The organism is Vibrio sp. CDRSL-10 TSBA, from assembly GCA_039696685.1.
Lineage (GTDB): Bacteria > Pseudomonadota > Gammaproteobacteria > Enterobacterales > Vibrionaceae > Vibrio.
This window is the reverse complement of record CP155566.1, coordinates 2,479,076-2,504,960: the sequence shown is the minus strand read 5'-3', so window position 1 is coordinate 2,504,960 and position 25,885 is coordinate 2,479,076. Positions and strand designations below refer to the sequence as shown.

15 protein-coding genes and 7 pseudogenes are annotated in these 25,885 nt (G+C 50.9%); 19 read left to right on the top strand and 3 right to left on the bottom strand.

Translation table 11 applies throughout. The features are described from left to right. The first annotated feature begins 40 nt into the window (after window positions 1-40). The 5 genes and pseudogenes from znuA to ABDK09_19190 all read left to right on the top strand — a co-directional run bounded on the left by znuA (window position 41) and on the right by ABDK09_19190 (window position 5,666). Window positions 41-961: a zinc ABC transporter substrate-binding protein ZnuA gene (gene znuA, locus ABDK09_19210; protein XAW89048.1), complete on the top strand. Its 921-nt coding sequence runs from the start codon at window positions 41-43 to the stop codon at window positions 959-961. A gap of 302 nt (window positions 962-1,263) precedes the next feature. Continuing rightward, window positions 1,264-2,403, top strand: a complete 1,140-nt coding sequence (locus ABDK09_19205; GenBank protein ID XAW89047.1) for a helix-turn-helix transcriptional regulator — start codon at window positions 1,264-1,266, stop codon at window positions 2,401-2,403. A gap of 537 nt (window positions 2,404-2,940) precedes the next feature. Beyond that, window positions 2,941-3,171 carry a FeoA family protein gene (locus ABDK09_19200; protein ID XAW90783.1) on the top strand — a complete coding sequence of 77 codons (231 nt, stop codon included), beginning with the start codon at window positions 2,941-2,943 and terminating at the stop codon, window positions 3,169-3,171. Continuing rightward, window positions 3,168-5,439, top strand: a pseudogene (gene feoB, locus ABDK09_19195) (Fe(2+) transporter permease subunit FeoB). Before ABDK09_19200 ends, feoB begins: the two are co-directional and overlap by 4 nt. Then, the gene (locus tag ABDK09_19190) at window positions 5,436-5,666 is read left to right on the top strand and encodes a FeoC-like transcriptional regulator (protein XAW89046.1); all 231 of its coding nucleotides are present in this window, start codon (window positions 5,436-5,438) and stop codon (window positions 5,664-5,666) included. Before feoB ends, ABDK09_19190 begins: the two are co-directional and overlap by 4 nt. 131 nt (window positions 5,667-5,797) lie before the next feature. Here the strand turns inward: ABDK09_19190 and ABDK09_19185 are convergent, their stop codons facing one another. Then, entirely contained in the window at window positions 5,798-6,226 is a 429-nt protein-coding gene (locus tag ABDK09_19185; protein XAW89045.1) for an HIT domain-containing protein, read from the bottom strand. A 300-nt stretch (window positions 6,227-6,526) separates the two neighbouring features. Then, window positions 6,527-8,261 (bottom strand): annotated as a pseudogene (gene argS / locus ABDK09_19180) (arginine--tRNA ligase). A gap of 205 nt (window positions 8,262-8,466) precedes the next feature. On the opposite strand from argS, the gene ABDK09_19175 reads away from it, so the two are divergent. Beyond that, window positions 8,467-9,084, top strand: coding sequence for a VOC family protein (locus ABDK09_19175; GenBank protein ID XAW89044.1), 618 nt, complete (start codon window positions 8,467-8,469; stop codon window positions 9,082-9,084). Window position 9,085: 1 nt separating this feature from the next. Here the strand turns inward: ABDK09_19175 and ABDK09_19170 are convergent. Next, window positions 9,086-11,864: pseudogene (locus tag ABDK09_19170) on the bottom strand (insulinase family protein). Window positions 11,865-12,081: 217 nt separating this feature from the next. Between ABDK09_19170 and sixA the strand changes: the two are divergent. The 13 genes and pseudogenes from sixA (at window position 12,082) to ABDK09_19105 (ending at window position 25,669) form a co-directional block, all read left to right on the top strand. Beyond that, window positions 12,082-12,549, top strand: a complete 468-nt coding sequence (sixA, locus tag ABDK09_19165; GenBank protein ID XAW89043.1) for a phosphohistidine phosphatase SixA — start codon at window positions 12,082-12,084, stop codon at window positions 12,547-12,549. 335 nt (window positions 12,550-12,884) lie between these two features. Beyond that, entirely contained in the window at window positions 12,885-14,978 is a 2,094-nt protein-coding gene (gene flhA, locus ABDK09_19160) for a flagellar biosynthesis protein FlhA (protein XAW89042.1), read from the top strand. Window positions 14,979-15,056: 78 nt separating this feature from the next. Next, window positions 15,057-16,551 (top strand): annotated as a pseudogene (flhF, locus tag ABDK09_19155) (flagellar biosynthesis protein FlhF). Between the two features lie 13 nt (window positions 16,552-16,564). Further along, window positions 16,565-17,452 carry a MinD/ParA family protein gene (locus tag ABDK09_19150; GenBank protein ID XAW89041.1) on the top strand — a complete coding sequence of 296 codons (888 nt, stop codon included), beginning with the start codon at window positions 16,565-16,567 and terminating at the stop codon, window positions 17,450-17,452. After that, a pseudogene (locus ABDK09_19145) lies at window positions 17,445-18,180 on the top strand (RNA polymerase sigma factor FliA). Before ABDK09_19150 ends, ABDK09_19145 begins: the two are co-directional and overlap by 8 nt. Window positions 18,181-18,225: 45 nt before the next feature. Then, window positions 18,226-18,594, top strand: coding sequence for a chemotaxis response regulator CheY (gene cheY / locus ABDK09_19140; GenBank protein ID XAW90782.1), 369 nt, complete (start codon window positions 18,226-18,228; stop codon window positions 18,592-18,594). 57 nt (window positions 18,595-18,651) lie between these two features. Beyond that, entirely contained in the window at window positions 18,652-19,368 is a 717-nt protein-coding gene (locus ABDK09_19135) for a protein phosphatase CheZ (protein XAW89040.1), read from the top strand. 9 nt (window positions 19,369-19,377) lie between these two features. Next, window positions 19,378-21,657: a chemotaxis protein CheA gene (locus ABDK09_19130; GenBank protein ID XAW89039.1), complete on the top strand. Its 2,280-nt coding sequence runs from the start codon at window positions 19,378-19,380 to the stop codon at window positions 21,655-21,657. Between the two features lie 25 nt (window positions 21,658-21,682). Further along, a pseudogene (locus tag ABDK09_19125) lies at window positions 21,683-22,814 on the top strand (chemotaxis response regulator protein-glutamate methylesterase). 9 nt (window positions 22,815-22,823) lie between these two features. Further along, window positions 22,824-23,600 (top strand): ParA family protein, encoded by a 777-nt coding sequence (locus ABDK09_19120; GenBank protein XAW89038.1) that lies wholly within the window; start codon window positions 22,824-22,826, stop codon window positions 23,598-23,600. Continuing rightward, on the top strand, window positions 23,593-24,624 hold the full coding sequence (locus tag ABDK09_19115; GenBank protein XAW89037.1) for a chemotaxis protein CheW: 1,032 nt from the start codon (window positions 23,593-23,595) through the stop codon (window positions 24,622-24,624). Before ABDK09_19120 ends, ABDK09_19115 begins: the two co-directional genes overlap by 8 nt. A gap of 37 nt (window positions 24,625-24,661) precedes the next feature. After that, window positions 24,662-25,157 (top strand): annotated as a pseudogene (locus tag ABDK09_19110) (chemotaxis protein CheW). Beyond that, window positions 25,157-25,669: a DUF2802 domain-containing protein gene (locus tag ABDK09_19105; GenBank protein XAW89036.1), complete on the top strand. Its 513-nt coding sequence runs from the start codon at window positions 25,157-25,159 to the stop codon at window positions 25,667-25,669. Before ABDK09_19110 ends, ABDK09_19105 begins: the two are co-directional and overlap by 1 nt. The last annotated feature ends 216 nt before the right edge of the window (window positions 25,670-25,885 follow it).

The window sequence follows — 25,885 nt, the reverse complement described above, 5'->3', positions numbered from 1 at the left end:
TCATGAACTAATAACGCTATCGCTCGGAGACAACATCCTCATGCTACCCAGAATTGCCTTACTAACCGCGCTTGCGGCTGCTTCAAATTCTGCTTTGGCGGCCAATATACTGACCAGTATTAAACCGATTCAGATGATTACCCATGAGCTGACAGCCGGTGTGGCTGAACCTGATGTGTTGTTACCAGCGAATGCTTCACCGCACGATTATGCGCTTCGTCCCTCAGATGTAAAGCGGATTCATAGTGCCGACCTGATTATCTGGTTCGGAGAAGACCTGGAACCCTTCCTTGATCGCGCTCTGGCCAGTCATAGTAACGTGCTGACACTGGAAAAATCACCTCAACTGGTCCTGCGAGCATACGGAGAAGGGGAAGAGCATGACGACCATGAAGAACATGGCGACCATGCGAACAACGATGACCATAACGACGGCGATCATGCTGATCATGACCATCACGATGAGCACGTTGCCCATCATGATGACCACGACGATGAAGAACATGAAGAACATGAAGGACATCATCATGAGCACGGTTCTCATGATCCGCACTTCTGGCTGAATGTCGAGCAGGCTAAACAAGCGGCCGGAGTTATCGCTCAGCGCCTGGAGGAGACGGACCCGCAACACACGGACCTGTACCGCAAAAACCTGGCGCGCTTTATCAAGCAGGCTGATGAGACTGACAGCGAAATCCGCTCTCAGCTCTACGCAGTGCAATCCGTACCTTATTATGTGTTCCATGAGGGTTATAGTTACTTCGAACACCGTTATGGCCTGAATAACATGGGCCACTTTACGGTCAGTCCTGATCGTAAGCCTGGCGCAAAAACCCTGATCCGTATCCGCCAGTCTCTGGCTGATAATCAGGCAAAGTGTGTGTTTGCAGAACCACAGTTTCAGCCTGCGGTGATTGATACGGTTGTCAGAGGCAGTAAAGCGAAAATTGGTGTTTCTTGACCCTCTGGGGACTGAAGTGAAGATTGAGCAGGGCAGCTATTTCACGTTCCTGCATCTGCTTAGTGATAGCTTCTATCAATGTTTAGTGCAGTAATTATTTAGTGCTCTGATTCGAAAGCCAGCATCCGCTGGCTTTTTTTGTTTCTGAATATGTGATGCGAATGGTGAAGTCGTTATTTAGCGCATTTTGTACGCTTTAAATAAAGTTGGGCAGAAAATTAGATGAAATACTCTAATTAAAGTTAAACTTGCCGGCGCTCGAATACCCGGCATAGTGATTGTTCTCGGCGTAGGAGATGATAATGAAACTAGCCATCATAACGTTTCTGCTGGGCGGCGTCATGATGATAGGGTGGTGGGTCCACCGTGGCTGCAAAGCGCATCTGCAGGCAATGGTCAGTCAAATCGCTCGTCTGCGTCAGGACAACAGAAACCTGCTTAATCATAATCAGCAGCTCATCAAGCAAATCGAAGTACGTCAGGTATGGCAGGAAAACCTGCTGGATAATCTGAGACCAACGCTGACGCAGTTGGCCGACGTTCACAACCGTGCCCACGGTATTGATGTCGTTTCCAACATTCACAGCCAGCTTGCATTGTTAAGTCGCTCGCCTGCAAGGCAGGGAAACACGCTGGGTGTATCCTATGCCCGATACCGGATGATCGATATTATTATCAGTGTCAGAGCTTGCTGGCAGGATGAACTACAGCACTATGGGATTTGTATTGAACGCAACATTCACCTATCGGATGAGATGATTGAGTTACGTCAGTGGGGATCGGATGTGATCTTGAATGCTGTTTTTGCGCACGCTTTGCAAAGGCTGTCGGTAGGTCAGAGTCTGTTCATTGAGTGCAAGGCTGAAGAAGGACGGGGTGTTATCCGGTTTGCCGACTACGGTCTATCGTGTGCTTATCTGCATGGCGTGCGGGTTATGAGTGGTGACGGTAGTGAATTATCTTTGTCAGATCTGACCCGAAATACCGGCGGTGAGCTGAGTATTTTTAGCTCGGCGCACTATAATCTGGTTGAGTTGTCGTGGCCATTGGCGGTTCAGGATGTGATCCAGAGTGATTCTGGAAGTGGCGATCCGGCACAAGAGGTGACCTCGCCTCAACACGACTGGTTGGCAAAACTTGAAGGGCTGGTGAGTGAGCATTTTGCTGACCCAGACTTTTCTACCGCGCAGGCGGCCCGTTTATTATTCTTGTCTGAACGCAGTTTGCAGCGCCGTTTTAAGCAGCTTACCAACCAAACGTTCATTGAGTATCTGACCCGTTACCGACTGAAACAAGCCTGCTTACAGCTGCGTAGTGGTATCAGAGTATCCCATGTCGCATTCGAATGTGGCTTTAATGACCCGTCTTATTTTAGTCAACGTTTCAAACAGTATTACGGTCTGTCTCCTAGTCAATATATTGCCAACGGTAATCAGCTGTAACTATCCATAATTATCTGCTTTTAAGATGTTTCATGTCGGGGTGATTATCCTGGCAGGATACTCGTACGCGGTATATATGGAATTGAACGAGTGAGAGAAAAAAGCGTGACACACAAGGCCTGGCTTTGTGTGTCACGGCGCCAACGGCGCTTGGTGTCTGGTGACTGAGGAATGACAACCGGCGATATTCTCTGTTTCTTTGGGACTGTCGAACCGGTTGATGTCACTGACTTTATCAGTCGGAATAACGCTACCTGTAGCAGATTTGCGCCAACCGCTGTGAGGAAAGCGCCAGTCATATATTTTGATATAAATCCGCGTGTTATTTTGGTGTTTTTAGGTTTTTTGTTCCCGTTTATTCCCACACAGTAATGGCCGTTCGGGCGCTTGAACATCTGGCGACCTTGAATCTGGAATCTTTGATTTTGCGCAAGCCTCAGCCACTGGGATAGCGTTATTATTGCGGTCATCAGTAATGAAAATCCTTCTCATTAACAATGGTGCTTTGTGGTTAAGGCGGAGTTACGGGCTGTGGCAATGAAATTATCCGATTTAAAACCAGGCCAATCAGGTCAGGTCGTCGCATTGAATGGACTGTCTGTGGAAGTCAGAAAAAAACTAATGGTCATGGGGGTGCTGCCTGCGACCAGAGTAACTGTGATTCGTCGTGCTCCGATGGGCGATCCATTGCAAATCGAGGTGCGAGGCGTTTCGATTGCGGTGCGTGAGAGCATTGCGGCGGCAATAGAGGTGGAGTGCGGGCAATGAAATATCAGATTCTGACGGTAGGCAATCCAAACAGCGGTAAAACGACTTTATTTAACGGTTTGACCGGAGCCCGGCAGCAAGTCGGTAACTGGGCCGGCGTCACGGTTGAGAAGAAAACCGGCCGCTACCTGCATGCCGGTGATGAGTTGCTGCTAACCGACCTGCCGGGTATTTATGCTCTGGACAGTGGTAATGATGCCAACAGCCTTGATGAGTCGATAGCATCCAGAGCGGTACTGACTCACCCGGCAGACGTCATCATTAATGTGGTGGATGTGACTTGTCTCGAACGCAGCCTATATATGACCTTGCAGTTGCGTGAGTTGGGTCGCCCTATGGTGGTGGTACTCAATAAAATGGATGCGCTGAAACGCGAACGCCAGACTATTGATGTCAAAAAGCTGCAACAGGCGCTGGCCTGTCCGGTGTTTACTTTGTCCGCCCACAACAAACAGCAGGTTGCCCGCTTCAAAGATAAGCTGCATCAACTTTTGGTGCAGAGGATGGCGCTTGAGCCGTTGCAACTCGATTATGGTCAGCGTTTTGAATCAGCGGTTGCGGCTTTGCAACCTGGTTTCACTGAGCAGCAGGTCTCTGCCCGGGCCCTCGCGATTCGTGCGCTGGAAAACGATTTGCTGGTGGTTAACATGCTGCAGCAGGCACAGCGAGAACAGTTGGTGCTTGAGCAGCAGCGCTGTGAAATGGATATTGATCTGCACGTTGCCGACTGCAAATACACCTATTTACACCAATTGTGCCAGCAGGTACGCCGCAGTGAAGGTAAGCTCAGCCACAGTTTTACCGACAAAGCCGACCGAGTGATACTGAACAAATGGGTCGGGGTTCCGTTCTTCTTTGTAGTGATGTACCTGATGTTCATGTTTTCCATTAACATCGGGAGTGCTTTTATCGACTTCTTTGATATTGGAGTCGGAGCATTATTGGTGGATGGCGGCCATTATTTGCTGGACGACCATCTGCCGGTGTGGCTGGTGACCTTGCTGGCGGATGGTATTGGCGGTGGCGTACAGACGGTCGCGACCTTTATCCCGGTCATTGCCTGTCTGTACTTGTTTCTGGCCCTGCTGGAAAGCTCAGGTTATATGTCACGTGCTGCCTTTGTGCTTGATAAGGTGATGCAGAAAATCGGTCTGCCGGGTAAAGCGTTTGTGCCGCTGGTGCTCGGATTTGGCTGTAATGTGCCGGCCATTATGGCAACCCGGACTCTGGATCAGGAGCGGGAACGTAAACTGGCCGCATCAATGGCCCCTTTCATGTCCTGTGGGGCGCGCCTGCCGGTATATGCGTTGTTTGCAGCTGCATTCTTTCCGGATCACGGCCAAAACATCGTATTTGGTTTGTACGTTTCTGGGCATTGTGGCTGCGGTGTTCACCGGCTGGGTGCTGAAGAAAACCCTTTACCCGGGGGCCAGTGACAGCTTTGTAATGGAAATGCCGGACTACGAGTTACCGACACTACGCAACGTGGCGATTAAAACCTGGCAGAAGCTCAAACGTTTTGTACTCGGCGCGGGTAAAACCATCGTTCTGGTGGTTGCCATCCTTAGTTTCCTCAATTCGGTCGGACCGGATGGTTCATTTGGCAATCAGGACAGCGGTAATTCGGTCCTGTCCAGAGCCGCCCAGATGGTGACTCCGCTGTTTGCGCCGATAGGAATTGAAGCGGACAACTGGCAGGCGACCGTGGGTATTATTACCGGCATTTTTGCCAAAGAGGCGGTGGTTGGTACCCTTAATAATCTCTATACCTCATCCCAATCAGACAGTACCGACTATGATTTGCTGGCCAGTTTACAACAGGCGGTCGGGTCCATCGCCGATAACCTGACGGGGCTGAATTTCAGTGACCCGCTGGGGATCGAAGTGGGTGACTTAACCGATAGTGCGTCGGCAGCCGCTGATCAGCAGGTGGATGCCTCATTGTTTGGGAATCTGCACAGCCATTTCAGCTCTAGTTATGCGGCGTTTTCCTATCTGATTTTTATTCTGCTCTATACACCTTGTGTGGCAGCGATGGGCGCCTATGTGCGAGAGTTTGGTGGCCGCTTCGCGCGCTTTATTGCCGTGTGGACCATGGGGCTGGCCTATGCTGGGGCGACACTGTTCAATCAGGCTGCGCATCTTGCAGAGAGTCCGCTCAGCAGCAGTTTATGGATTGTCGCAGTGCTTGGTTTTACGCTGCTGGTATTCTGGTTACTAAAACGCACGGGGCGCCGGCAACAACATTTCGAGGTGACCATCGCATGATACTTAATCAGTTGAAACAGGAGATTTCCGAACACGGAACCATGTCGCGTAAAGAGTTAGCCCGTCGTTTTGCACTGAGTGAGGATGGTGTCGATGCTATGCTCAGCGTCTGGATACGCAAAGGTGTGATTTCGCGCTTGATTGACACTAATTCCGTTCACCATGTGACCCGGGTGCGCTATGCGCTTAATCCGGCGCAAGGGTTGTCTGTGACCGTGACGATGTAGAATGGGATATTGAGTGCTGCGATAAACAAAAGCCGCTTGTTTAACAAGCGGCTTTTGCGTTTGTCTGACTAAGGATCAGCTCTGCAAGAGAATAAGCGTGACCAATAGCGGTTTATCTCGCGATAGTCTTTTTATACAGCAACAAACAGGGTACTCAGTGACAATACGCTGCGCAGTTTGTTCAGCATAGTGTCTTGCTCAGCTTCGCTGCGTGTCTCACCCTGAGTGTTTCCCCATACAGGCCCCGGCCAGGCAATGTCATCTTTAAAGCGGGCAATGTGGTGAATGTGCAGCTGAGGTACCATGTTGCCCAGTGCGCCCAGATTAAGCTTATCGGGCTGGAACAGGGCTTCCAGCGCCTGATTAATAGCTTGAGATTCCAACAGGAACTGCTGCTGTTCGTGCATTGGCAGATGATGCAGTTCTTTCAGATGGGCTTTTTTCGGCACCAGAATAACCCAGGGCACGGCAGAATCTTTATGCAGCAGAGCAACGCAAAGAGGAAAGTGGCCGATAACATCGGTATCTTTGGCCAGTTGAGGATGAAGTTCAAAGCTCATGATAGTTATCCGTACAAACGTGTTGGTGGTAGAGGACAGTTGCAGAACCGGAAGCCGGGTCAGTAATGAAGCGATCACTGCCTGTGTGTTTGAAAGGCAACACACCGCAACCACAGTGACAGCATTATAACCCCAAGCCGAGTTCGGACGCAGCAGCTAAACACCTGAGTTGGTGGTGGCGTTCAATACTGTTTATCTGTAAAAACAGCAGACAAATAAAAAGGCTGACCTCAGGCCAGCCTTCTCAGCGCTTTTCTGTGCAACAAGCTTGCGACAGCAAAGCCTACACAGGTTGCATGATTACATGCGTTCCAGCGTATTGATACCCAGCAGTGACAAACCTTGTTTGATGGTTTTTGCGGTCAGTGCAGCCAGTTTAAGGCGGCTTTGCTTCACGGCTGCATCCTCTGCGATCAGGATTGGACACGCTTCGTAGAAGCTGGAGAAACTGACCCGCCAGTTCAAACAGGTAGCTACACAGAATGTGTGGCTGACCTTCACGCGATACCATTTGCACGGCTTCTTCAAATTGCAGCAGTTTGGCAATCAGAGCTTTCTCTTTTTCATCAGTGATTTGGATATCACCTTCGATGTTGTCCTGAGTAACGCCAGCTTTAGCAAAGATAGACGCCACGCGGGTGTATGCGTATTGCATGTAAGGCGCTGTGTTACCTTCAAATGCCAGCATGTTATCCCAGTCGAACACGTAATCTGTAGTGCGGTGCTTAGAAAGGTCAGCGTATTTTACGGCTGCCATTGCTACAGTGCTGGCAATGTCGGCTTTCTCTTCTGCGCTCAGTTCGGCGTTTTTAGACTCAATCAGTGCTTTAGCGCGCTCTTCTGCTTCATCCAGCAGATCAGCCAGACGCACAGTACCGCCGGCACGGGTTTTAAACGGACGGCCGTCTTTACCCAGCATCATACCGAACGCATGGTGCTCCAGACTCACATCTTCCGGTACATAGCCTGCTTTGCGCACGATGGTCCACGCTTGCATCAGGTGCTGATGCTGACGCGAGTCGATGAAGTACAGGACGCGGTTGGCACCCAGGGTTTCGTAACGGTACTTCGCACACGCGATGTCCGTTGTGGTGTACAAGTAACCACCGTCACGCTTCTGGATGATAACACCCATCGGCTCGCCTTCTTTGTTTTTGTATTCGTCCAGGTAAACGACTTGGGCACCGTCATCTTCCTGCGCCAGACCTTTCTGTTTCAGATCAGCCACTATGGTTGGCAGCATGTCGTTATACATGCTTTCACCCATGACATCATCACGCGTCAAAGACACGTTAAGGCGGTCGTAGTTACGCTGGTTCTGGATCATGGTGACATCGACCAGTTTTTTCCACATATCAAGACAGAACTGATCGCCACCTTGCAGTTTCACTACGTAGTTACGTGCACGCTCAGCAAATTCTGCATCTTCGTCGTACAGCTTTTTCGATTCACGGTAGAAGCTTTCCAGGTCTGCCAGTTCCATTGACACTTCACCAGACTCTTGTTGTACGCGCTCCAGGTTAGCAATCAGCATACCGAACTGAGTACCCCAGTCACCAATGTGGTTAGCACGAATCACTTTATGGCCGAGGAATTCCAGCGTACGAACTACCGCATCACCGATGATGGTTGAACGCAGGTGGCCGACGTGCATTTCTTTTGCCACGTTTGGTGCTGAGTAGTCGGCAACAATGGTTTGTTGCTCTTCGATCGCGACACCCAGACGCTCATCTGCCAGAGCGGCATCAGCTTGTTTTGCCAGGAACTCTTCGCTCAGGAAGATGTTGATAAAGCCAGGACCGGCAATTTCAGTTTTGCTGGCGATGCCATCCAGTTCCAGAACATCCAAGACTTTCTGCGCGAATTCGCGCGGATTTGTACCCAATTTCTTCGCCACGCCCATAACGCCGTTGGCCTGGTAATCACCAAACTGTGGTTTTGCGGATTGGCGAACTGCTGCAGGGCTGCCTGCAGGTGCGCCAGCGGCTTCAAGAGCCTGAGATACTTTGTCATTAATCAGTGCTTGGATATTCACTTGCGTGTCCTTCAATTCTGGGAATTGTTTCGGTATGCATCAGCTCACTCGGCAGAAGTGAATGCATATCTTGATCTTGTTCATAAATTGGCGCACATCATAGCAATTTTATTACCGGGCTTATAGGGACAAAATTACGAAATTTTCTACTTTTCAGCGTAATCTTGGTACCATCGCCGATAAAAGATGGTTTGGGAAAGTAAAAATGCTTCAAGCACTAATGGAATCAGGCCTTCATCCTGTTCAAATGAAAGACAAACTTGACGATTTTATCCAGAAAATTCAGCAGTTATCTGCTCTTTTGCATATGGATTTATCTGGTCATACTCTGGATCATATTGCACTGCGAATTAATGATTCGCAGTTAGCGCAAGCCGCTCACCAAGAGTGGCTTAAAAGCGGACGGCAAATCTCCTCGGCCGAGATCAACGGCCGGGCGATTATTGTGCTGGAATTTGACCAGCCGCTGGCCGCTGGCCCATGGCATATTGAGTGTCTGGAATTGCCGTATCCGGCGCCAGGCAAAGTCTATCCAGAGCAAAGCTGGGAACATGTGGAGTTTGTTGTGCCGTCACAGGCGGTCTGCGCCGAGGCGTTTTTGGCGGATGTCCAGCAACAGTTTCCGGCACTGGCCGCGGGTTGGGATGGACTAGCGGAGCAAGGGGTAAAAATTAAACTCTCCAGCCCAAAAGGCGAAGGGGAAAGGCTCAATAATCCGACCGTGGCGTTTAAGTGGCAGGGAGTGTGTATCAAACTGCACCCCCACACCCTGAAAACGATTGTCGAATCCGAACAGACGCCGAATCCACGCAGTGTATGCTGATTTAACCGAGATCGTACGCTTTAGGCCGCAGCTGGAACTCTTCAAACGAGCCTATTTCTTTACCTTGCTTCAGGGGTTCTGCGTCATGGTGAGCATTACCCTGGGTATGCATGATAAGCCGGTTAGCGGTACGCGGTTTGAGCTCATTGACCACAAAGCGGATCATGTCTGAGCGCGTCAGTTTTTTGAGCTCCTCCAGTACCTGTTCACGCTGATTAAAGGTCCAGTCTTTGTTGCCTATCGCTACCCATAAACGCTGCGCGCGGGTGCGCAGTGTTTGATCTGGAGTGGCGATTTGATTCCATAATCCGCGTTTACTGCTGTGCCACTGGTAATCGCTTAGTTCAAGCAGTACCAAATAGAAACGCGTTGAGAAATTCATCCACTGAGCTGATCAAATCGGCCGGAGCGGCGTTGGGGGACTGGACATACAACACCATCCCCGGATGGCGGTTAAGTGGCATGTTGCCGGTGCCGACCATGTAACCCAGTTGCTGTTTGGTGCGAATTTCGTGGAAGAAAGTCGCCGACATCAGATGATTGGCCAGTGAATAGAGGGCAATACTGCGTGGCTCGGTATCACGGGACTGATAATAAACCGCCACAGCGGAATCGTCCTGATCACAAATCACTTCTCGCTGGAAGGTTCCGTTACGGCCCAGCATCACCAGAGGCCGCAGCGATTCTTCGTAGCTTTGATTCTGCATCCGCAGCGCATTTTTCAGCACTTCGGCCATGCTGTGGGCATCTTGTTCCTGCCAGTCGCCGTAAACAAACATCTCAATGTGCAGTTCGGCCAGGATGTTTTCGACAAACTTAGCCAGTTCACCCACTTCAATGGTTTCCAGAGCCTCGACCAACTGCTGATAAGGCGGATTGTTGGGTTGCAGCAGACCGGTCATGGCATTGAACAGTTGCGACAGCGGACGGTCATGCGCGGCGTTACGCCAGTTACGCAATAACTGCTGTTTGACGGTCGCAAAACGGGGCTGGCTGAATTCGCGCCGGGCAAATTTGTCGAGGATCATTTTCATCAGCTCAGGTTGTTTCTGGCTGAAGCCGGACAAGGTCAGAGTTACGCCGCCCTGATGGGCATACATGTTGTAGCCCATACCTGCAATTTCCGCCTGATAGGTCTCTTTGGCCAGCGTATCGAGGAACATCTCCACACACAGGCGTGTAATAACGATATTGCGCGTGGTCGCCACGGAGTGGGGGCTGTCGATGGCAATATAAATCACCCCTTTAGGAACGCGGAACTCAGGATCCTGCAGGTGCCAGAGACGAAAACCGGGTAAGTCCTGCAGGATATGGGGCAGGTGGCGGTCGCCAAGCAGCGGTTTGGGATCCAACTGTTCACATATAAACGGATTTTTGCCCGGCAGGCGCAGCGCAAATTCAGTAGCCGGGCTGGCAAAACTGCTCAGTTCAACATCACTGAACGGGCGGACACTGTACGGGGTAAAATACCATTCGGCCTGCTTATCGAATTTCCCGTCCTGAGCAATCAGGGTGGCGCGTAAATTGTCTGGCACAAGGTACTGCAACAGTTGCTGCAACAGTGCTTCATCGTACGCCTGCATCATATAGTCGCCATAGATGGTGTCTTCTGCCTGGTAGTGCTGCATGTTGATGACCAGGTGGCTGGCAATATCGAGCGGACGCGAGTTTTCCTGAAAACGGAATGCCGATTCCAGTACGGCACGCTTTTCCATATAACGCCACTCATCCAGCCCGTGGTCCCGGATCTGGGCTATCGTGGTGAACAGTGCCCGGATGATATCGTCGACATGGTCAAGGCCAAGTGGCGTAAGGGTGCAACTAACGGAAAATTCACGATAATTACTGCCGCTGGCGCCGCCGCCTGCAGAGAGTGAGGTGACCCAGCCTTTGTCTTTCAAAGCCAGCAATAAACTGCCTTCACCTTCATAGCCAATCAGATGGGCGAAGTAGGATAGTGGTTTGCGCTGATAATACGCATCGGTACTTGGCATCGGGAAACTGAGCAGTAACTTGCGGATTTCCTTCATCGGCTCGACCTGAATCAGCAGACCGGTTTGCTCGCGGGTAACGAAAGGTGCATCGACCTGCTTGTGAGCCAGATTGTTATTCACAATAGCGCTGAACTTGTCGCGGACCCACTCTTCCTGCTCGTCAAGCGTATGCGGCCCAATCACCACCAGAGTCATTAAATCGGCCGAATAGTGTTGCTGATGAAAGGCAATGATCTCATCACGGATGGAGCTGCCTGCACGGTCACCGAGTGTATCCAGGTTACCTACTGAAAATTTGGCAAACGGATGAGCCTGATTGATAGTTTCTTTCTGCACCTGGTATAAGCGCCGGGAATCATCGCTCAGTTTGAGTTTATATTCTGAGTCAACCGCGTGGCGCTCTTTGTCGAGTGCTTCAGCGTTAAACAGAGGCGCGGTGAAAAACTGACTGAAACGATCCAGCGCTTTTTCAAATACATTGGGTGCAATATCAAAGAAGAAACACGTATGTTCTGTTCCGGTCCAGGCGTTATTGCTGCCGCCGTGCTGGCTAATAACACTTTGAAACTCGCCCACTTTAGGGTATTTTCGCGTGCCCAAAAACAGCATGTGCTCTAAATAATGAGCCAGACCCTGGCGATCGGCCGGGTCGTCAAAGTGGCCGACTTTAACGGCTAATGCGGCAGCGGACTTCTGGGCACTTCCATCGTGGATCAACAGCACACGCAACGCGTTGGAAAGAGTCAGGTGTCGGTAGCTATTTGAATCATTTGGGCTTATGTGCACAGATATTCTCCGCTGGGACTTTGTGTAATTATGGCGTTGAAACACGGCGGCGCAAATGCAAGCCAGTGTTTTTTTTTAGCAGAATGTCATTGTAGTCCCAATACAGCGTTTTTAATAGACTGTTACCGCGGTCTAAGTCTTTACACAGCGTGCTGTTATAATCGGCGGCGAGCAGCAATGACTGCCGTGTGTCTTTGAGCAAATTAGGTTATACACAATGAAGATTTTTATCATGCGTCACGGCGAAGCTCATCATTACGCAGCCAGTGATGCAGAGCGAGCCCTGACGGACCGAGGTCGCAGTGAGTCTGTCGCGGTTGCGCGGGTCTGTCTCGAGCAACAGCAAATGGGTCACCTGGATAAGGTGCTGGTCAGCCCTTATTTACGTGCTCAGCAAACCTGGCAGGAAGTCTCGCGTTACTTTGCTGCACGACAAATTGAGATTTGTGACGATATTACTCCCTACGGTCAGGCCAGCGATGTATTTGAGTATATTTCCGCTCTGGTTGATGTCGAGTCGATAGAGAGCCTGCTGTTGGTTTCCCACCTGCCTTTGGTCGGTTATCTGGCAGCAGAATTTGTCGCTGATATGGTGCCGCCAATGTTCCCGACGTCGGGAATGATGTGTATCGATTTTGATCCGCACACCCGTCAGGGTAAAGTGGTGTGGAACGTACATCCTTAATTTGGTTTCAAGCGCTAAGAAAGTGCCAGCCGCTTAGAAGCAACATCGACGGCGATACTGCTAGGTATGCCCACTGAAAAAAGCTGCAGCAAGCGGCTTTTTTCATCTCTTTTTGATGTTTGTTTTTGCCAACGTTTCGCAAGCCGCCCTCATTATGCCGCTGAGCTGACTGACAAGATCCCGTCACCGACCCCGAATCTCACCCTCCCCCGACTCGTTGCCAAGTTTTTGACAGTAATGGCTGGACTAAAACTTGCATCCTCCAGCCAAATCAGCGCCATTTTGGCGACGCGCAGCCGCGCCGATTGACTCAATTACTAAATGCTTACAGGCCTATGAAGTTTACTCTGCCATTTGCGGACAAATTACCCAATATCCCCCAACGCAGCATGCCGGCGATTGGCGCGCCTGTCATGGTGCTGGCTACACTGGCGATGGTGGTATTACCGATACCGGCGTTTCTGCTCGACTTGTTTTTTACCTTCAACATTGCCTTGTCGATGGTGGTGCTGCTGGTCACCGTATATACCCGCAGACCGCTCGATTTCGCCGCCTTTCCGACTGTACTTCTGATCGCGACGCTGTTGCGTCTCGCTCTGAACGTGGCATCGACCCGGGTGGTGTTGCTGTATGGTCATGAAGGGGGTGATGCGGCCGGTAACGTGATTGAGGCGTTCGGTAACGTCGTGATTGGCGGTAACTATGCTGTAGGTCTGGTGGTGTTCCTGATTCTGATGATCATCAACTTTATGGTGGTGACCAAAGGTGCTGGCCGTATTTCGGAAGTCAGTGCCCGCTTTACCCTGGATGCATTGCCAGGTAAGCAGATGGCGATTGACGCGGACCTGAACGCCGGCCTGATTGATCAGGAACAGGCACGTGTGCGCCGTTTTGAAGTGACCAAAGAAGCGGACTTTTATGGCTCAATGGATGGTGCGTCCAAGTTCGTGAAAGGTGACGCTATCGCCGGTATCCTGATTCTGTTCATAAACATCATCGGTGGTCTGTCGATTGGTATGATTCAGTATGACCTTGGTTTTGGTGATGCGATTCAGATTTATACCCTGCTGACGATTGGTGACGGTCTGGTCGCACAGATCCCGTCGCTGCTGCTGTCGATCGGTGCCGCGATCATGGTAACGCGTCAAAATACCGATGAGGACATGGGACAACAGGTGGTATTCCAGCTGTTCGATAACCCGAAAGCTCTGATGATCACCGCTGCGATACTGGGCGTGATGGGGATTGTGCCCGGCATGCCTCATTTCGCTTTTCTGTTGCTGGCAAGTCTGGCTGGTGGTGGTGCTTATCTTATCCAGCGTAAGCAGAAACAAGCATCGGATGAAGCCAAGTTACCGGCCAAAATTGAAGGTGAAGTGGCGCCGCCGAAAGAGCTCTCCTGGGATGATGTTCAGCCAGTTGATATTATCGGCCTTGAAGTCGGCTACCGTCTGATTCCGCTGGTTGACCGTGATCAGGGCGGAGAGTTGCTGGAGCGGGTGAAAGGGGTACGCAAGAAACTGTCGCAGGACTTTGGCTTCCTGATTCCGCCGGTGCATATCCGCGATAACCTCGAACTGACGCCAAACAGCTACCGTATTACTCTGATGGGCGTTGCAGTTGGTGAGGCGGAAATTCGTCCGGATCAGGAGCTGGCCATCAACCCAGGCCAGGTGTATGGCATGATTGACGGTGAACAGACTTACGACCCGGCCTTTGGCCTGGAAGCGGTATGGATCCGCGAAGATCAGCGCGAGCATGCTCAGGCTTTGGGTTACACTGTTGTCGATTCCTCTACCGTGCTGGCCACTCATCTCAGCCAGCTACTGACCAATAACGCCGCGCAGCTTATCGGACATGAAGAAGTGCAGAACCTGCTGGAAATGCTGGGTCGCACCGCACCGCGTCTGGTGGAAGGTTTTGTCCCGGATCAAATCAGTCTCGGTGTTGTGGTCAAGGTGTTGCAGAATCTGCTGCATGAAGCGATTCCGATTCGTGATATCCGCACCATAGTCCAGACGCTGTCCGAATACTCCAGTAAGAGTCAAGAACCCGACATCCTGACCGCGGCTGTCCGCATCGCTCTGAAACGACTAATCGTTCAGGAAATCAATGGTATAGAACCAGAGTTGCCCGTTATCACTCTTATACCTGAGCTGGAACAAATATTGCATCAAACTATGCAGGCTGCAGGTGGTGAGTCCGCCGGTATTGAACCGGGTCTGGCAGAACGCCTGCAGATGTCTCTGAGTCAGGCGACTCAGGAGCAAGAGCTTAAAGGAGAGCCGGCGGTACTGCTGACCTCAGGTGTGCTGCGTTCTACGCTGGCCAAGTTTGTGAAGAATACGATTCCGAACCTGAGAGTGCTGTCGTATCAGGAAATTCCTGACGAGAAACAAATTCGAATTGTGCAGGCGGTCGGTAACTAAGTTCAGTCATTCCCTCCATCCGGAGCGGATGTTTGCTTACAGGTTGCAGACGTACCACATTGATAATGGATAGCCGCTTTGAAAATTAAACGATTTTTTGCCAAAGACATGAGGACTGCTCTGCTGCAAGTGAAAGAAGAACTTGGCGCAGACGCAGTGATCATGTCGAACAAAAAAGTCGCAGGAGGCGTCGAAATCGTCGCGGCTGTAGATGGGGAAACAGCGTCTGCTGCAGCTCCAGCGGCGGCCAAATCGTACGGCTCTCAGCCAAGACATATCGGCACTCAGGCCTCGCCTAAGCTGCAACAGGCAACATCACGCCGTGAGCTGGAAGAAGACCGTGTCAGCCTGAAAAAAGGCCCGGGCACAGACAGCTCAATGACCAAGCGCTTTGCCAATATGCTCAGACAGTACAGCCAGGGCGGCGAGGTTCAGGATGAAGAAACCCGCGTATCGTGCTGAAAACGAAGATTCGCTGTCAGCGTTACTTAAGCGTCAGTCTGGCTCACGAGGCTCCGAAGGCAGTGCTCAGATCAAAAGCGACTCACCGCTTGCCAGACTACTGGGGGAAGAGCGTGCTGAGCCAGCTTCCCGTCCGCGCCTCGATCCTTCCCGTTATGAACGGGAGCGCCAGAAAGAGAGCTCACTGAGCGCCGAGGAGCTGGAAGGCATGCGTGAAGAGATGAACTCGATCCGTCGTCTGCTTGAGCATCAGGTTTCAGGTCTGATGTGGCAGGAAGTGGAGCGACGTGAACCGCTGCGCGCCATGCTGATAAAGCGTCTGGAACGGATGGGCGTGTCACTGGATTTGGCGGATCAACTGGCGTGCTACATTCCGGAAGAAACCCAGCCTCAGAAGGCGTGGAAAGCGCTGCTGGGTCTGGTGTCGGATCAGGTGCCGGTGGTTAAGCAAGATATTCTGAAACGCGGTGGTGTGGTTGCCCTGCTCGGACCGACCGGGGTCGGTAAAACCACCACTGTCGCAAAGCTGGCGGCCCGGGCTGCGATGGAGTTCGGCTCCGACAATGTCGCCCTGGTCACCACTGACACTTACCGTATCGGTGCCCACGAACAATTGTCTATTTACGGACGAATTATGGGTTGTCCGGTAAGAGTCGCTAAAGATTCCAAAGAGTTAGCCGATGTAATATACCAACTGCGTAATCGTCGTCTGATTCTGGTTGATACCGCGGGTATGGGACAGCGTGATGTACGTTTGTCGGAGCAACTCGACACCCTGATGCAGGAGAGTGGCGAAGTCATCCACAGTTACCTGGTATTACCCGCAACTGCACAACGCAAAGTGTTGCAGGAAACCATTGAGCACTTTAGAAGAATTCCTCTTTCGGGGTGCATTATGACTAAGCTTGATGAATGTTTGAGCTTAGGTGAATTTGTCAGTGTTGTTGTTCAGAATTCGCTGCCAGTGGCTTATATCGCCAATGGTCAGCGTGTACCCGAAGACATAGTGATTGCCCAGCCAAAATACATGGTGGCGAAGGCGAATGAGTTACTAGAAAAGTCGACAGAGAATGAACCTCACTACTGGAACAGTGATGCAGAGAGATTCTAGGCGGCAGACAGATATGACAAACAAAATGATATATGACCAAGCAAGCGGCTTACGTCGCTTAACCCAACCTTCCGTAACCAAAGTCATTGCGGTGACTGGCGGCAAAGGTGGTGTGGGCAAATCAAACGTGACTCTGGGCATGGCCATTTGTATGGCGCGTCAGGGTAAAAAAGTCATGGTGCTGGATGCTGACCTGGGACTGGCGAATATTGATGTCATGCTGGGGATTCGTCCGAAACGAAACCTCGGTCATGTACTGGCGGGTGAATGTGAGCTGAAAGATGCGATCGTGGAAGGTCCGCATGGCATCAAGATCATTCCGGCTACATCGGGCACACAGTCAATGACGGAGCTCTCGCATGCTCAGCACGTAGGCCTGATTCGCGCATTCGGCTCGCTGGAAGATGAAATGGACATCCTGCTGGTGGATACCGCAGCCGGTATTTCTGACATGGTGGTGAGCTTTTCCCGTGCGGCGCAAGATGTGGTTGTTGTGGTATGCGACGAACCGACTTCTATCACCGATGCTTATGCACTGATCAAACTTTTGAGTCGTGAACACCAGGTTCAGCGATTTAAGATTGTCGCCAACATGGTTAGAAGCTATCGTGAAGGCAGGGAATTGTTCGCCAAGTTGACTTTGGTCACAGAGCGTTTCTTAAATGTCAGTATGGAACTCGTCGCCTGTATTCCTCTGGACGATAATGTCCGTCAGGCGGTGAAACGGCAGAAAATCGTAGTGGATGCGTTTCCGCGTTCACCTGCCGCATTGGCGATTAGCTCTTTGGCCAATAAGGCGTTAACATGGCCGATTCCGAAAACGCCAAGCGGGCATCTGGAATTCTTTGTGGAAAGATTGCTCAACCGGACCGAAATTGTAGGGGAATCATTTGGTGAATAAAGCGCTTACTTATAATCAGTTCGGAGCCGTGAACAGCCAGACTCTGTTTCTGGAAAAGTATTCCGTACTGGTTAAGCGTATAGCTCATCACTTAATCGGGCGCCTGCCTCCCAGTGTACTTATTGAAGATTTAATCCAGGCCGGCATGGTCGGCCTGCTTGAAGCGCAAAAGAAACTACGACGGAAGCAAGGGTGCAAGTTTTGAAACCTATGCCGGGATACGGATTCGGGGTGCGATGCTCGACGATATCCGGCGTGGGGACTGGGTGCCACGCTCAGTACATAAACACAATCGGGAAATCAGCCAGGCGATTGCGGTGTTGGAAGGGGAGCTCAATCGCGACCCAACAGATTCAGAAGTTGCTAAATACATGGGAATGTCTTTAGATCAATACCATAGTGCGCTAACCGATATAAACTGTTCCAGAATCGTCGGAATTGAAGACTTGGGTGTGACTGATGACGCCATCTCACCGGTCGATGATGCAGAAGACAATACTCCGTTCAAAGGAGTGGCTGATGATGCATTCCGGGAAGCCCTGATCGCATCGATAAAATCGCTGCCCGAGCGTGAAGCTTTAGTACTTTCGCTCTATTATGATGAAGAGCTAAACTTGAAAGAAATTGGTGAGGTACTGGGGGTGAGTGAGTCCCGAGTAAGTCAGATACTAAGCCAATCAATGCAACGTCTGCGAACCAAATTGAGTTCATGGACACAGAACGACTAACTATCACTGATTTCGAACTCAGTGGAGGCAATTTTGAATAAAAACATGAAAATCCTTATTGTTGATGACTTTTCAACAATGCGCCGTATCGTAAAGAACCTGCTTCGTGACCTGGGTTTCAACAATACTCAGGAAGCGGATGACGGACTGACGGCATTGCCTATGCTTAAAAAAGGTGATTTTGATTTCGTGGTAACTGACTGGAACATGCCGGGTATGCAAGGTATCGACCTGCTCAGAAACATTCGTGCCGATGCCGAACTGAAGCATCTTCCTGTTCTGATGATCACTGCTGAAGCGAAACGTGAGCAGATCATCGAAGCGGCTCAGGCAGGCGTTAACGGCTACATCGTGAAGCCTTTCACCGCTGCAACTTTGAAAGAAAAATTAGAAAAAATCTTCGAGCGTCTATAAAAACTGTCGCATAGACAAAAGTTTGCTCTATTCAACGCGTGGAAGGCTAACGACACAATGATTTCATTAGAACAAGCCAGAGAACTCGTTCATTTACTTGAAGAAGGTCAGCAAGATCAGGCTAACCTTCTGCTTAAGCGTATTTATGAGTCAGAAAGCAACCCAATGTTCAAGGAGATTGGCGCCTTAACACGTGATCTTCACGATTCTCTCAAGCAGTTTCACGTCGATGAACGGATGAGTGAAATTGCCCATGATGAGATTCCTGATGCACGCGATCGCCTGCATTACGTGATCGAAAAAACCGAAGTGGCCGCCAACAAAACCATGGATGCCGTGGATCGCTGTATGCCGATTGCAGACAGCCTGCATGAAAGCCTGCTTCAGGTTCGTCCGCGATGGAACGAACTGATGCACGGTAAAATCGAGCTGAGTGAGTTCAAAGCGCTGTGTCATCGAATTGACGGTTTGCTGTCCCAGGTAGAAGGTGACAGCAGCGAGTTGCGCGGGCAACTTACTGAAATACTTATGGCTCAGGATTTCCAGGATCTGACCGGGCAGATCATTCGCCGTGTGATTACTCTCGTCAATGAGGTAGAGCAGCGTCTGGTTGAGATTCTGACTGTGTTCGGCAGTGAACAAATAGAACAACAAGAGAAAAGTAAGAAAGCATTAACTGAGCCTGAGGGGCCGATTATGAACCCTCATGAACGCAGTGACGCGGTTTCATCTCAAGACGAAGTAGATGACCTGCTATCGAGTCTTGGATTTTAGGGGTAACGTATGAGCTACGATTTAGACGAAGATATTCTTCAGGACTTTCTGGTTGAGGCAGGCGAAATTCTCGATTTGCTGTCCGAACAGTTAGTTGAACTTGAGAATAATCCGGAAGACCGCGATCTTTTAAACGCAATTTTCCGCGGTTTTCATACCGTCAAAGGTGGTGCGGGTTTCTTAGCGCTGACTGAACTAGTTGAGACCTGCCACGGCGCAGAAAACGTGTTCGATATTTTACGTAACGGACAGCGCTCTGTGACCTCCGGCCTGATGGATACTATGCTTCGTGCACTGGATACCGTAAATGAACAGTTTCGAGCGGTACAGGATCGTGAACCACTGGTAGCTGCTGACCCTGAGCTGCTGGAAGAGCTCCATCATTTATGCAAACCGGAATCGCAGGACGAAGACATTGCAGCGCAAGCTGAAGTGGCAGAAGTCAGTGTTGAAGAAGAGCCGGTTGCAGAAGATGAGCCTGTTATTGACGATGTTGCGGCCGAGCCTGCTGCCAGCAGTGCGGTAGCGGCTGATTCGATCGATGAAATTACTCAGGACGAATTTGAAAAATTGCTGGATGAGCTGCACGGTAAAGGTGCTGCTCCCGGCGCTAAAGCGGCTGCGCCTGCCGCCGCAAATCCTGCCCCGACGGCAGCGGCGACCAACAGCCAAGCGGACGGTGATATCACAGATGACGAGTTCGAACGTCTTCTCGATGAACTGCATGGTAAAGGTGGCGCGCCTGGCAAAGAGAGTCAGTCTGCTGCACCGGCTGCGCCTGTGGCGAAAGCGCCGGCCTCTTCGGCTTCATCTTCTGACAGCGACCTGATGACGGACGAAGAGTTCGAAAAGCTGCTTGATGAACTGCATGGAGCAGGTAAAGGCCCGTCTATCGAAGAGCTCGACATGGCGACGCGCCCGGCGAGTGAAAACCTGCAGCCGGCAGCGAAAGCGCCAACGGCTAAGCCAGCCGCTGCACTAGCTGCAAAAGCTTCGCAAGCTCAAACCCCTAAGGCGGCGCCGGCTGCCGCCGCGCCAGCGCCTAAAGTCATTGAAGAACCTGGAGAGAAACGTGAAGTGGCTGCGGGTGGCGCTGCTAAGAAAACGCAGGCAGAAGCCACCGTTCGTGTTGATACTTCGACACTGGATACCATCATGAACATGGTCGGCGAACTGGTTCTTGTTCGTAACCGTCTGCTTAGCCTGGGCCTGAACAGTAATGATGAAGATTTGTCGAAAGCCGTTTCTAACCTGGATGTGGTGACCGCCGATCTGCAGGGTGCGGTGATGAAAACGCGCATGCAGCCGATCAAGAAAGTGTTCGGTCGTTTCCCGCGCGTGGTACGTGATTTGGCTCGCAGCCTGAAAAAAGACATCGTGCTGGAAATGCGTGGTGAAGAGACCGATCTGGATAAAAACCTGGTTGAGGCATTGGCGGATCCGCTGATCCACTTGGTGCGTAACTCAGTTGACCACGGGATTGAAATGCCTGAAGACCGGGTAAAAGCGGGTAAGCCGCGCACCGGTAAAGTGATTCTGTCTGCATCGCAGGAAGGCGACCATATTGAACTGGCTATCGTCGACGACGGTGGCGGTATGGACCCTAATAAACTGCGTAGTATTGCCGTTAAACGCGGCATGATGGATGAGGATGCCGCTTCGCGTCTCACCAGTAAAGAGTGTTTTAACCTGATTTTCATGCCTGGCTTTTCCAGTAAAGAGAAGATTTCCGATATTTCGGGACGTGGTGTCGGGATGGACGTGGTGAAAACCGCTATCAATACCCTGAACGGTATGATTGATATCGATTCGGAAATGGGTAAAGGGACCAAGATCACCATTAAAGTGCCTCTGACGTTGGCTATTCTGCCAACCCTGATGGTGGGTGTGGCCGGTTATCCGTTTGCATTACCACTGGCAAGCGTCAGTGAAATTTTCCACCTCGATTTAAGTCGTACTAACGTGGTTGATGGTCAATTGACCATTATCGTCCGTGATAAGTCTATCCCGCTGTTTTACCTGCAAAACTGGTTGGCTCCGCAAGCCGGCAGAGTCGAAGCCCGCAAAGGTCATGGCCATGTGGTGATTGTCCAGTTAGGCAATCAGCGTGTCGGTTTTGTGGTTGATACTCTGATTGGCCAGGAAGAGGTGGTGATTAAGCCACTGGATAAACTGCTGCAGGGCACACCGGGCATGGCTGGCGCGACGATCACCAGTGATGGCCATATCGCACTGATTCTTGATGTGCCGGATTTGTTGAAGCAGTACGCGGCTGCATCACGAATCTGATTGACCTTCAACAATAAGGATAACTATGGCGATTAGAGTATTAGTTGTTGATGATTCGAGTTTTTTCAGACGTCGTGTCAGTGAAATCATCAACTCTGAGCCGCGCTTGGAAGTGATTGATGTAGCGACAAACGGGCGTGAGGCGGTGGAGAAAACCCAGCGCCTTAAACCGGATGTAATCACCATGGATGTCGAGATGCCGGTGATGGATGGCATCACGGCTGTGCGTGAGATCATGGCCAGTACACCGACCCCGATTCTGATGTTTTCATCGCTGACGCATGATGGCGCTAAGGCGACCCTGGATGCGCTGGATTCCGGCGCGCTGGATTTCTTACCGAAAAAGTTTGAGGACATAGCCCGTAACCGTGATGAAGCGGTGACATTATTGCAGCAACGGGTACTGCAGATTGCGAGCAAAAAGGCATTTATGCGCCGTCCGGTGGTTGCCCGAAACTGAGCCGGTGACGCCGACGACCAGTCCGACGGCATCGCCACTGCAGCGCAGCAGCCTGTCGACAGGCAGCCTGAGTCACAGTCGCCCTGTGTCTGTATCGGCACGCTTTAAGGCAACGGGTAAAAAATATCAGCTGACCGCGATTGGTACCTCAACCGGTGGTCCGGTTGCACTGCAGAAGATTTTGACCAAATTGCCTGCCAATTATCCGCACCCGATAGTTTTGATTCAGCATATGCCGGCAACCTTCACCGCTGCTTTTGCCAGCCGCCTCAATTCTCTGTGTAAAATTCAGGTAAAAGAAGCGGAAGACGGCGATGTACTGCGTCCTGGAGTGGCTTATCTCGCGCCGGGCGGTAAACAGATGATGGTGGAAGGACGTCCCGGTGCGGCCAAACTGCGTATTCTTGATGGCGGTGACCGGATGAATTACAAGCCTTGTGTTGACGTTACCTTTGGCTCGGCATCGAAAGTTTTCAGCGACAAAGTGTTGTCGATGGTGTTGACCGGTATGGGTGCCGATGGCCGTGAAGGCGCTCGCATGCTTAAAAACGCAGGCGCGACCATCTGGGCCCAGGACGAAGACAGCTGTGTTGTCTACGGTATGCCGCAAGCGGTCGCTAAAGCCGGTATTTCATCCGAAGATTTACCGTTAGACCGTATCGCTGAGCGAATGCTGGTCGAAGTTGGTCTGGCCTGAGGATTGCCCATGATCGTTTGGAGTGTAGCAAACCAAAAAGGCGGGGTAGGGAAAACCACCACGACCATTACTCTGGCGGGTTTGTTAAGTAAACAGGGCAAGCGCGTGTTACTGGTGGATACCGATCCGCACGCGTCCCTGACCACGTATCTTGGTTATGATTCCGATGGTGTGCCAGCCAGCCTGTTTGACCTGTTTCAGTTGCGTGAGTATACCGAACAGAGCGTCGAACCACTGATCCTGAAAACCGATGTGGAAGGGATAGATATTATTCCGGCTCATATGTCTCTGGCTACATTGGACCGGGTCATGGGCAACCGCAGCGGCATGGGCTTGATTCTGAAACGGGCGCTACTGGCTCTTCGTCAGCGCTACGATTATGTGCTGATTGACTGTCCTCCTATTCTGGGGGTCATGATGGTTAACGCTTTGGCAGCCAGCGATCGTATTCTGATCCCGGTGCAGACCGAGTTTCTGGCGATGAAAGGGCTGGAGCGGATGGTGCGCACACTGGCGATCATGCAAAAGTCGCGCAGTCGTTCGTTTAAAGTCACCATAGTTCCGACCATGTATGACAAGCGCACCCGGGCATCATTACAGACCCTTAACCAGTTGAAAAAAGACTACCCGGATCAGGTCTGGACGTCAGCAGTACCGATTGATACCAAGTTTCGTGATGCCAGCCTGAAACGTTTGCCCGCTTCGCACTTTGCCGAAGGCAGTCGCGGAGTATTTGCCTATAAGCAGTTACTGTTGTTCTTAGAGAGGCTCGCCATCGATGAGTAATCCTTTGCTGTCGAGTGAACAGGCTTTAGATGATTATTTCAACGCTTTGCTTGATGAGGAGCTGGGTGATGAAGAGTTATTGCCAGAGCCAGAGCCAGAGCCAGAGCCAGAGCCAGAGCGAGCACCAGAGTTAAAACCTGCACCGCAGATGGCGGCGGTGGCGCAGCAGAATTTTTTTGAGCAAGAGCTGGACGAAATCGAGTTACCCAACCTGGATGATGTTCAGCGTTTGCTCAGTCAGCTGGAAAACAGCAATCCGGTCGCTGAACTCGACCTCGAACAGGTCATGGAACAGAACACGCTTGATATCGCTGTGCATGAGGTGGTGGCAACACCGTCTGATGTAGACGAGATTCAGGAATGGGATCCTGAACCGGAACTTCACAGCGAAGCTGAGCAGCCAGATAGCCTTGTTTTGCAAGATGTACAAGATTTAGCAGAGCCGGAAATCAGTGTTACTGAGCCCATCGAAGAAGTTGCACAGCCACAGGCTGAAGTGATAGCAGATGCGACGCCAGAGCCCGTAACTCAAGCGGGTGGCGGACGTCTTGGGCACTGGGACAGCCCGGTACGTAATGAAAATTTTCAGGTGCTCTATTTTGATGTCAATGGTGTGACCTTTGCGGTTCCGCTCGATGAACTGGGCGGCATTCATCAGAAAGGCAGTCTGAACCACTTGATCGGACGACCGGTCTGGTATCTGGGATTACAGACTAACCGTGATACTCAGCTGGATGTGGTTGATACGGCCAAGTGGGTCATGGCAGAAAAACTGCGAGATGACAGTCATAAAGAACATTATCAGTACATTGTGATGCTTGGTGAGAGCCACTGGGGATTAGCATGTACTAAACTATTAGGCACGGAATTGCTTAACAGTGACAAAGTTCGCTGGCGGGAACAGGTGGGTAAACGCCCCTGGCTTGCCGGAATGGTTAAAGAAAAAATGTGCGCCTTGATCCATGTTGAAGCATTGATCGCTATGCTAAACGCTGGTCTTGATGTAAAAGCACTGGATAAATAATACATATTTGTCGGGAACGACTATAAGAGGAAAAGGTATGTCTCAAACTAACGAAGTTGAAGTGCGAAAAGAACACTCTAACGACGAAGTGCTGCAGTGGGTGACGTTCCAGCTAGAAGAAGAAACCTATGGCATCAACGTAATGCAGGTGCGTGAAGTCCTGCGCTATACCGAAATTGCGCCGGTTTCCCGGTGCGCCGGATTACGTGCTGGGTATCATCAACCTGCGTGGTAATGTTGTCACCGTTATCGATACTCGCTCCCGATTTGGTTTGATGCAAGGTGAGACGACAGATAACACCCGTATCATTGTGATTGAATCAGAGCGCCAGGTGATTGGTATTTTGGTCGACAGCGTGGCGGAAGTGGTATACCTGCGTTCATCTGAAATTGACACCACACCAAGTGTCGGCACAGACGAAAGTTCTAAGTTCATCCAGGGTGTGAGCAACCGTGACGGTAAGCTGCTGATTCTGGTTGATCTGAACAAGCTGCTTAGCGATGAAGAATGGGACGAAATGGCTCATCTGTAATGAGTGATTTGGTCAGCTTAACGCCGTCAGTACTGGCTGCTGGCGGCGCTATTCTATTCTTTCTGCTCTTGCTCGCACTGCTGATGGTACGTCGCTCTCAGCTGCGTCATTCAGATATGCTGCGCCAGCAAATCCGCCATCTTGATAAAGAACTGCAAAAAGCCAATAAACAAGCGTTGGAAGTGCGTTCGGTGATGGTGGGGCTTGGTCAGCAGGTTTCTGAGCAACAAGATATTATTTTACATCTGAGTGAACGGTTAAAAGAGCTCGAAAATGCCGATACTGACGGGCGTATGTACAGTCGCGCCTCGAAAATGGTCAAGTTGGGCGCTGATATTAACGAGCTGATTGAAGAGTGTGAACTGCCCAAGGCAGAAGCTGAGTTGATGCTGTCATTGCAGAAAAAAATGTCAGGTCGCGAGGCTATTCCGCCGTTAAGCAGTGACCCGGAACAGCGTTCGTCTGCCGGTAATCAGCAGCGCAGCGCGCGTAAACCGGTGCGGCGCAGCTGATATTTGCTGCTGATTTGAGCATAATAATTCAGCTTATCAATAGGCTCGGACACAAACTTAACAAGGAAGCATAAGGCTTCCTTTTTTTATTGGGTTATGACAGGGTATGCGCTTAATACCTTAGGGTTAGTTGGTGTAAGAAGCTGTTAAAATTTAACAGTTTCTTACCTAGTTTCGTGATTCGTAATACCCTTGGTCTATTTAGTCTCTTTCTGG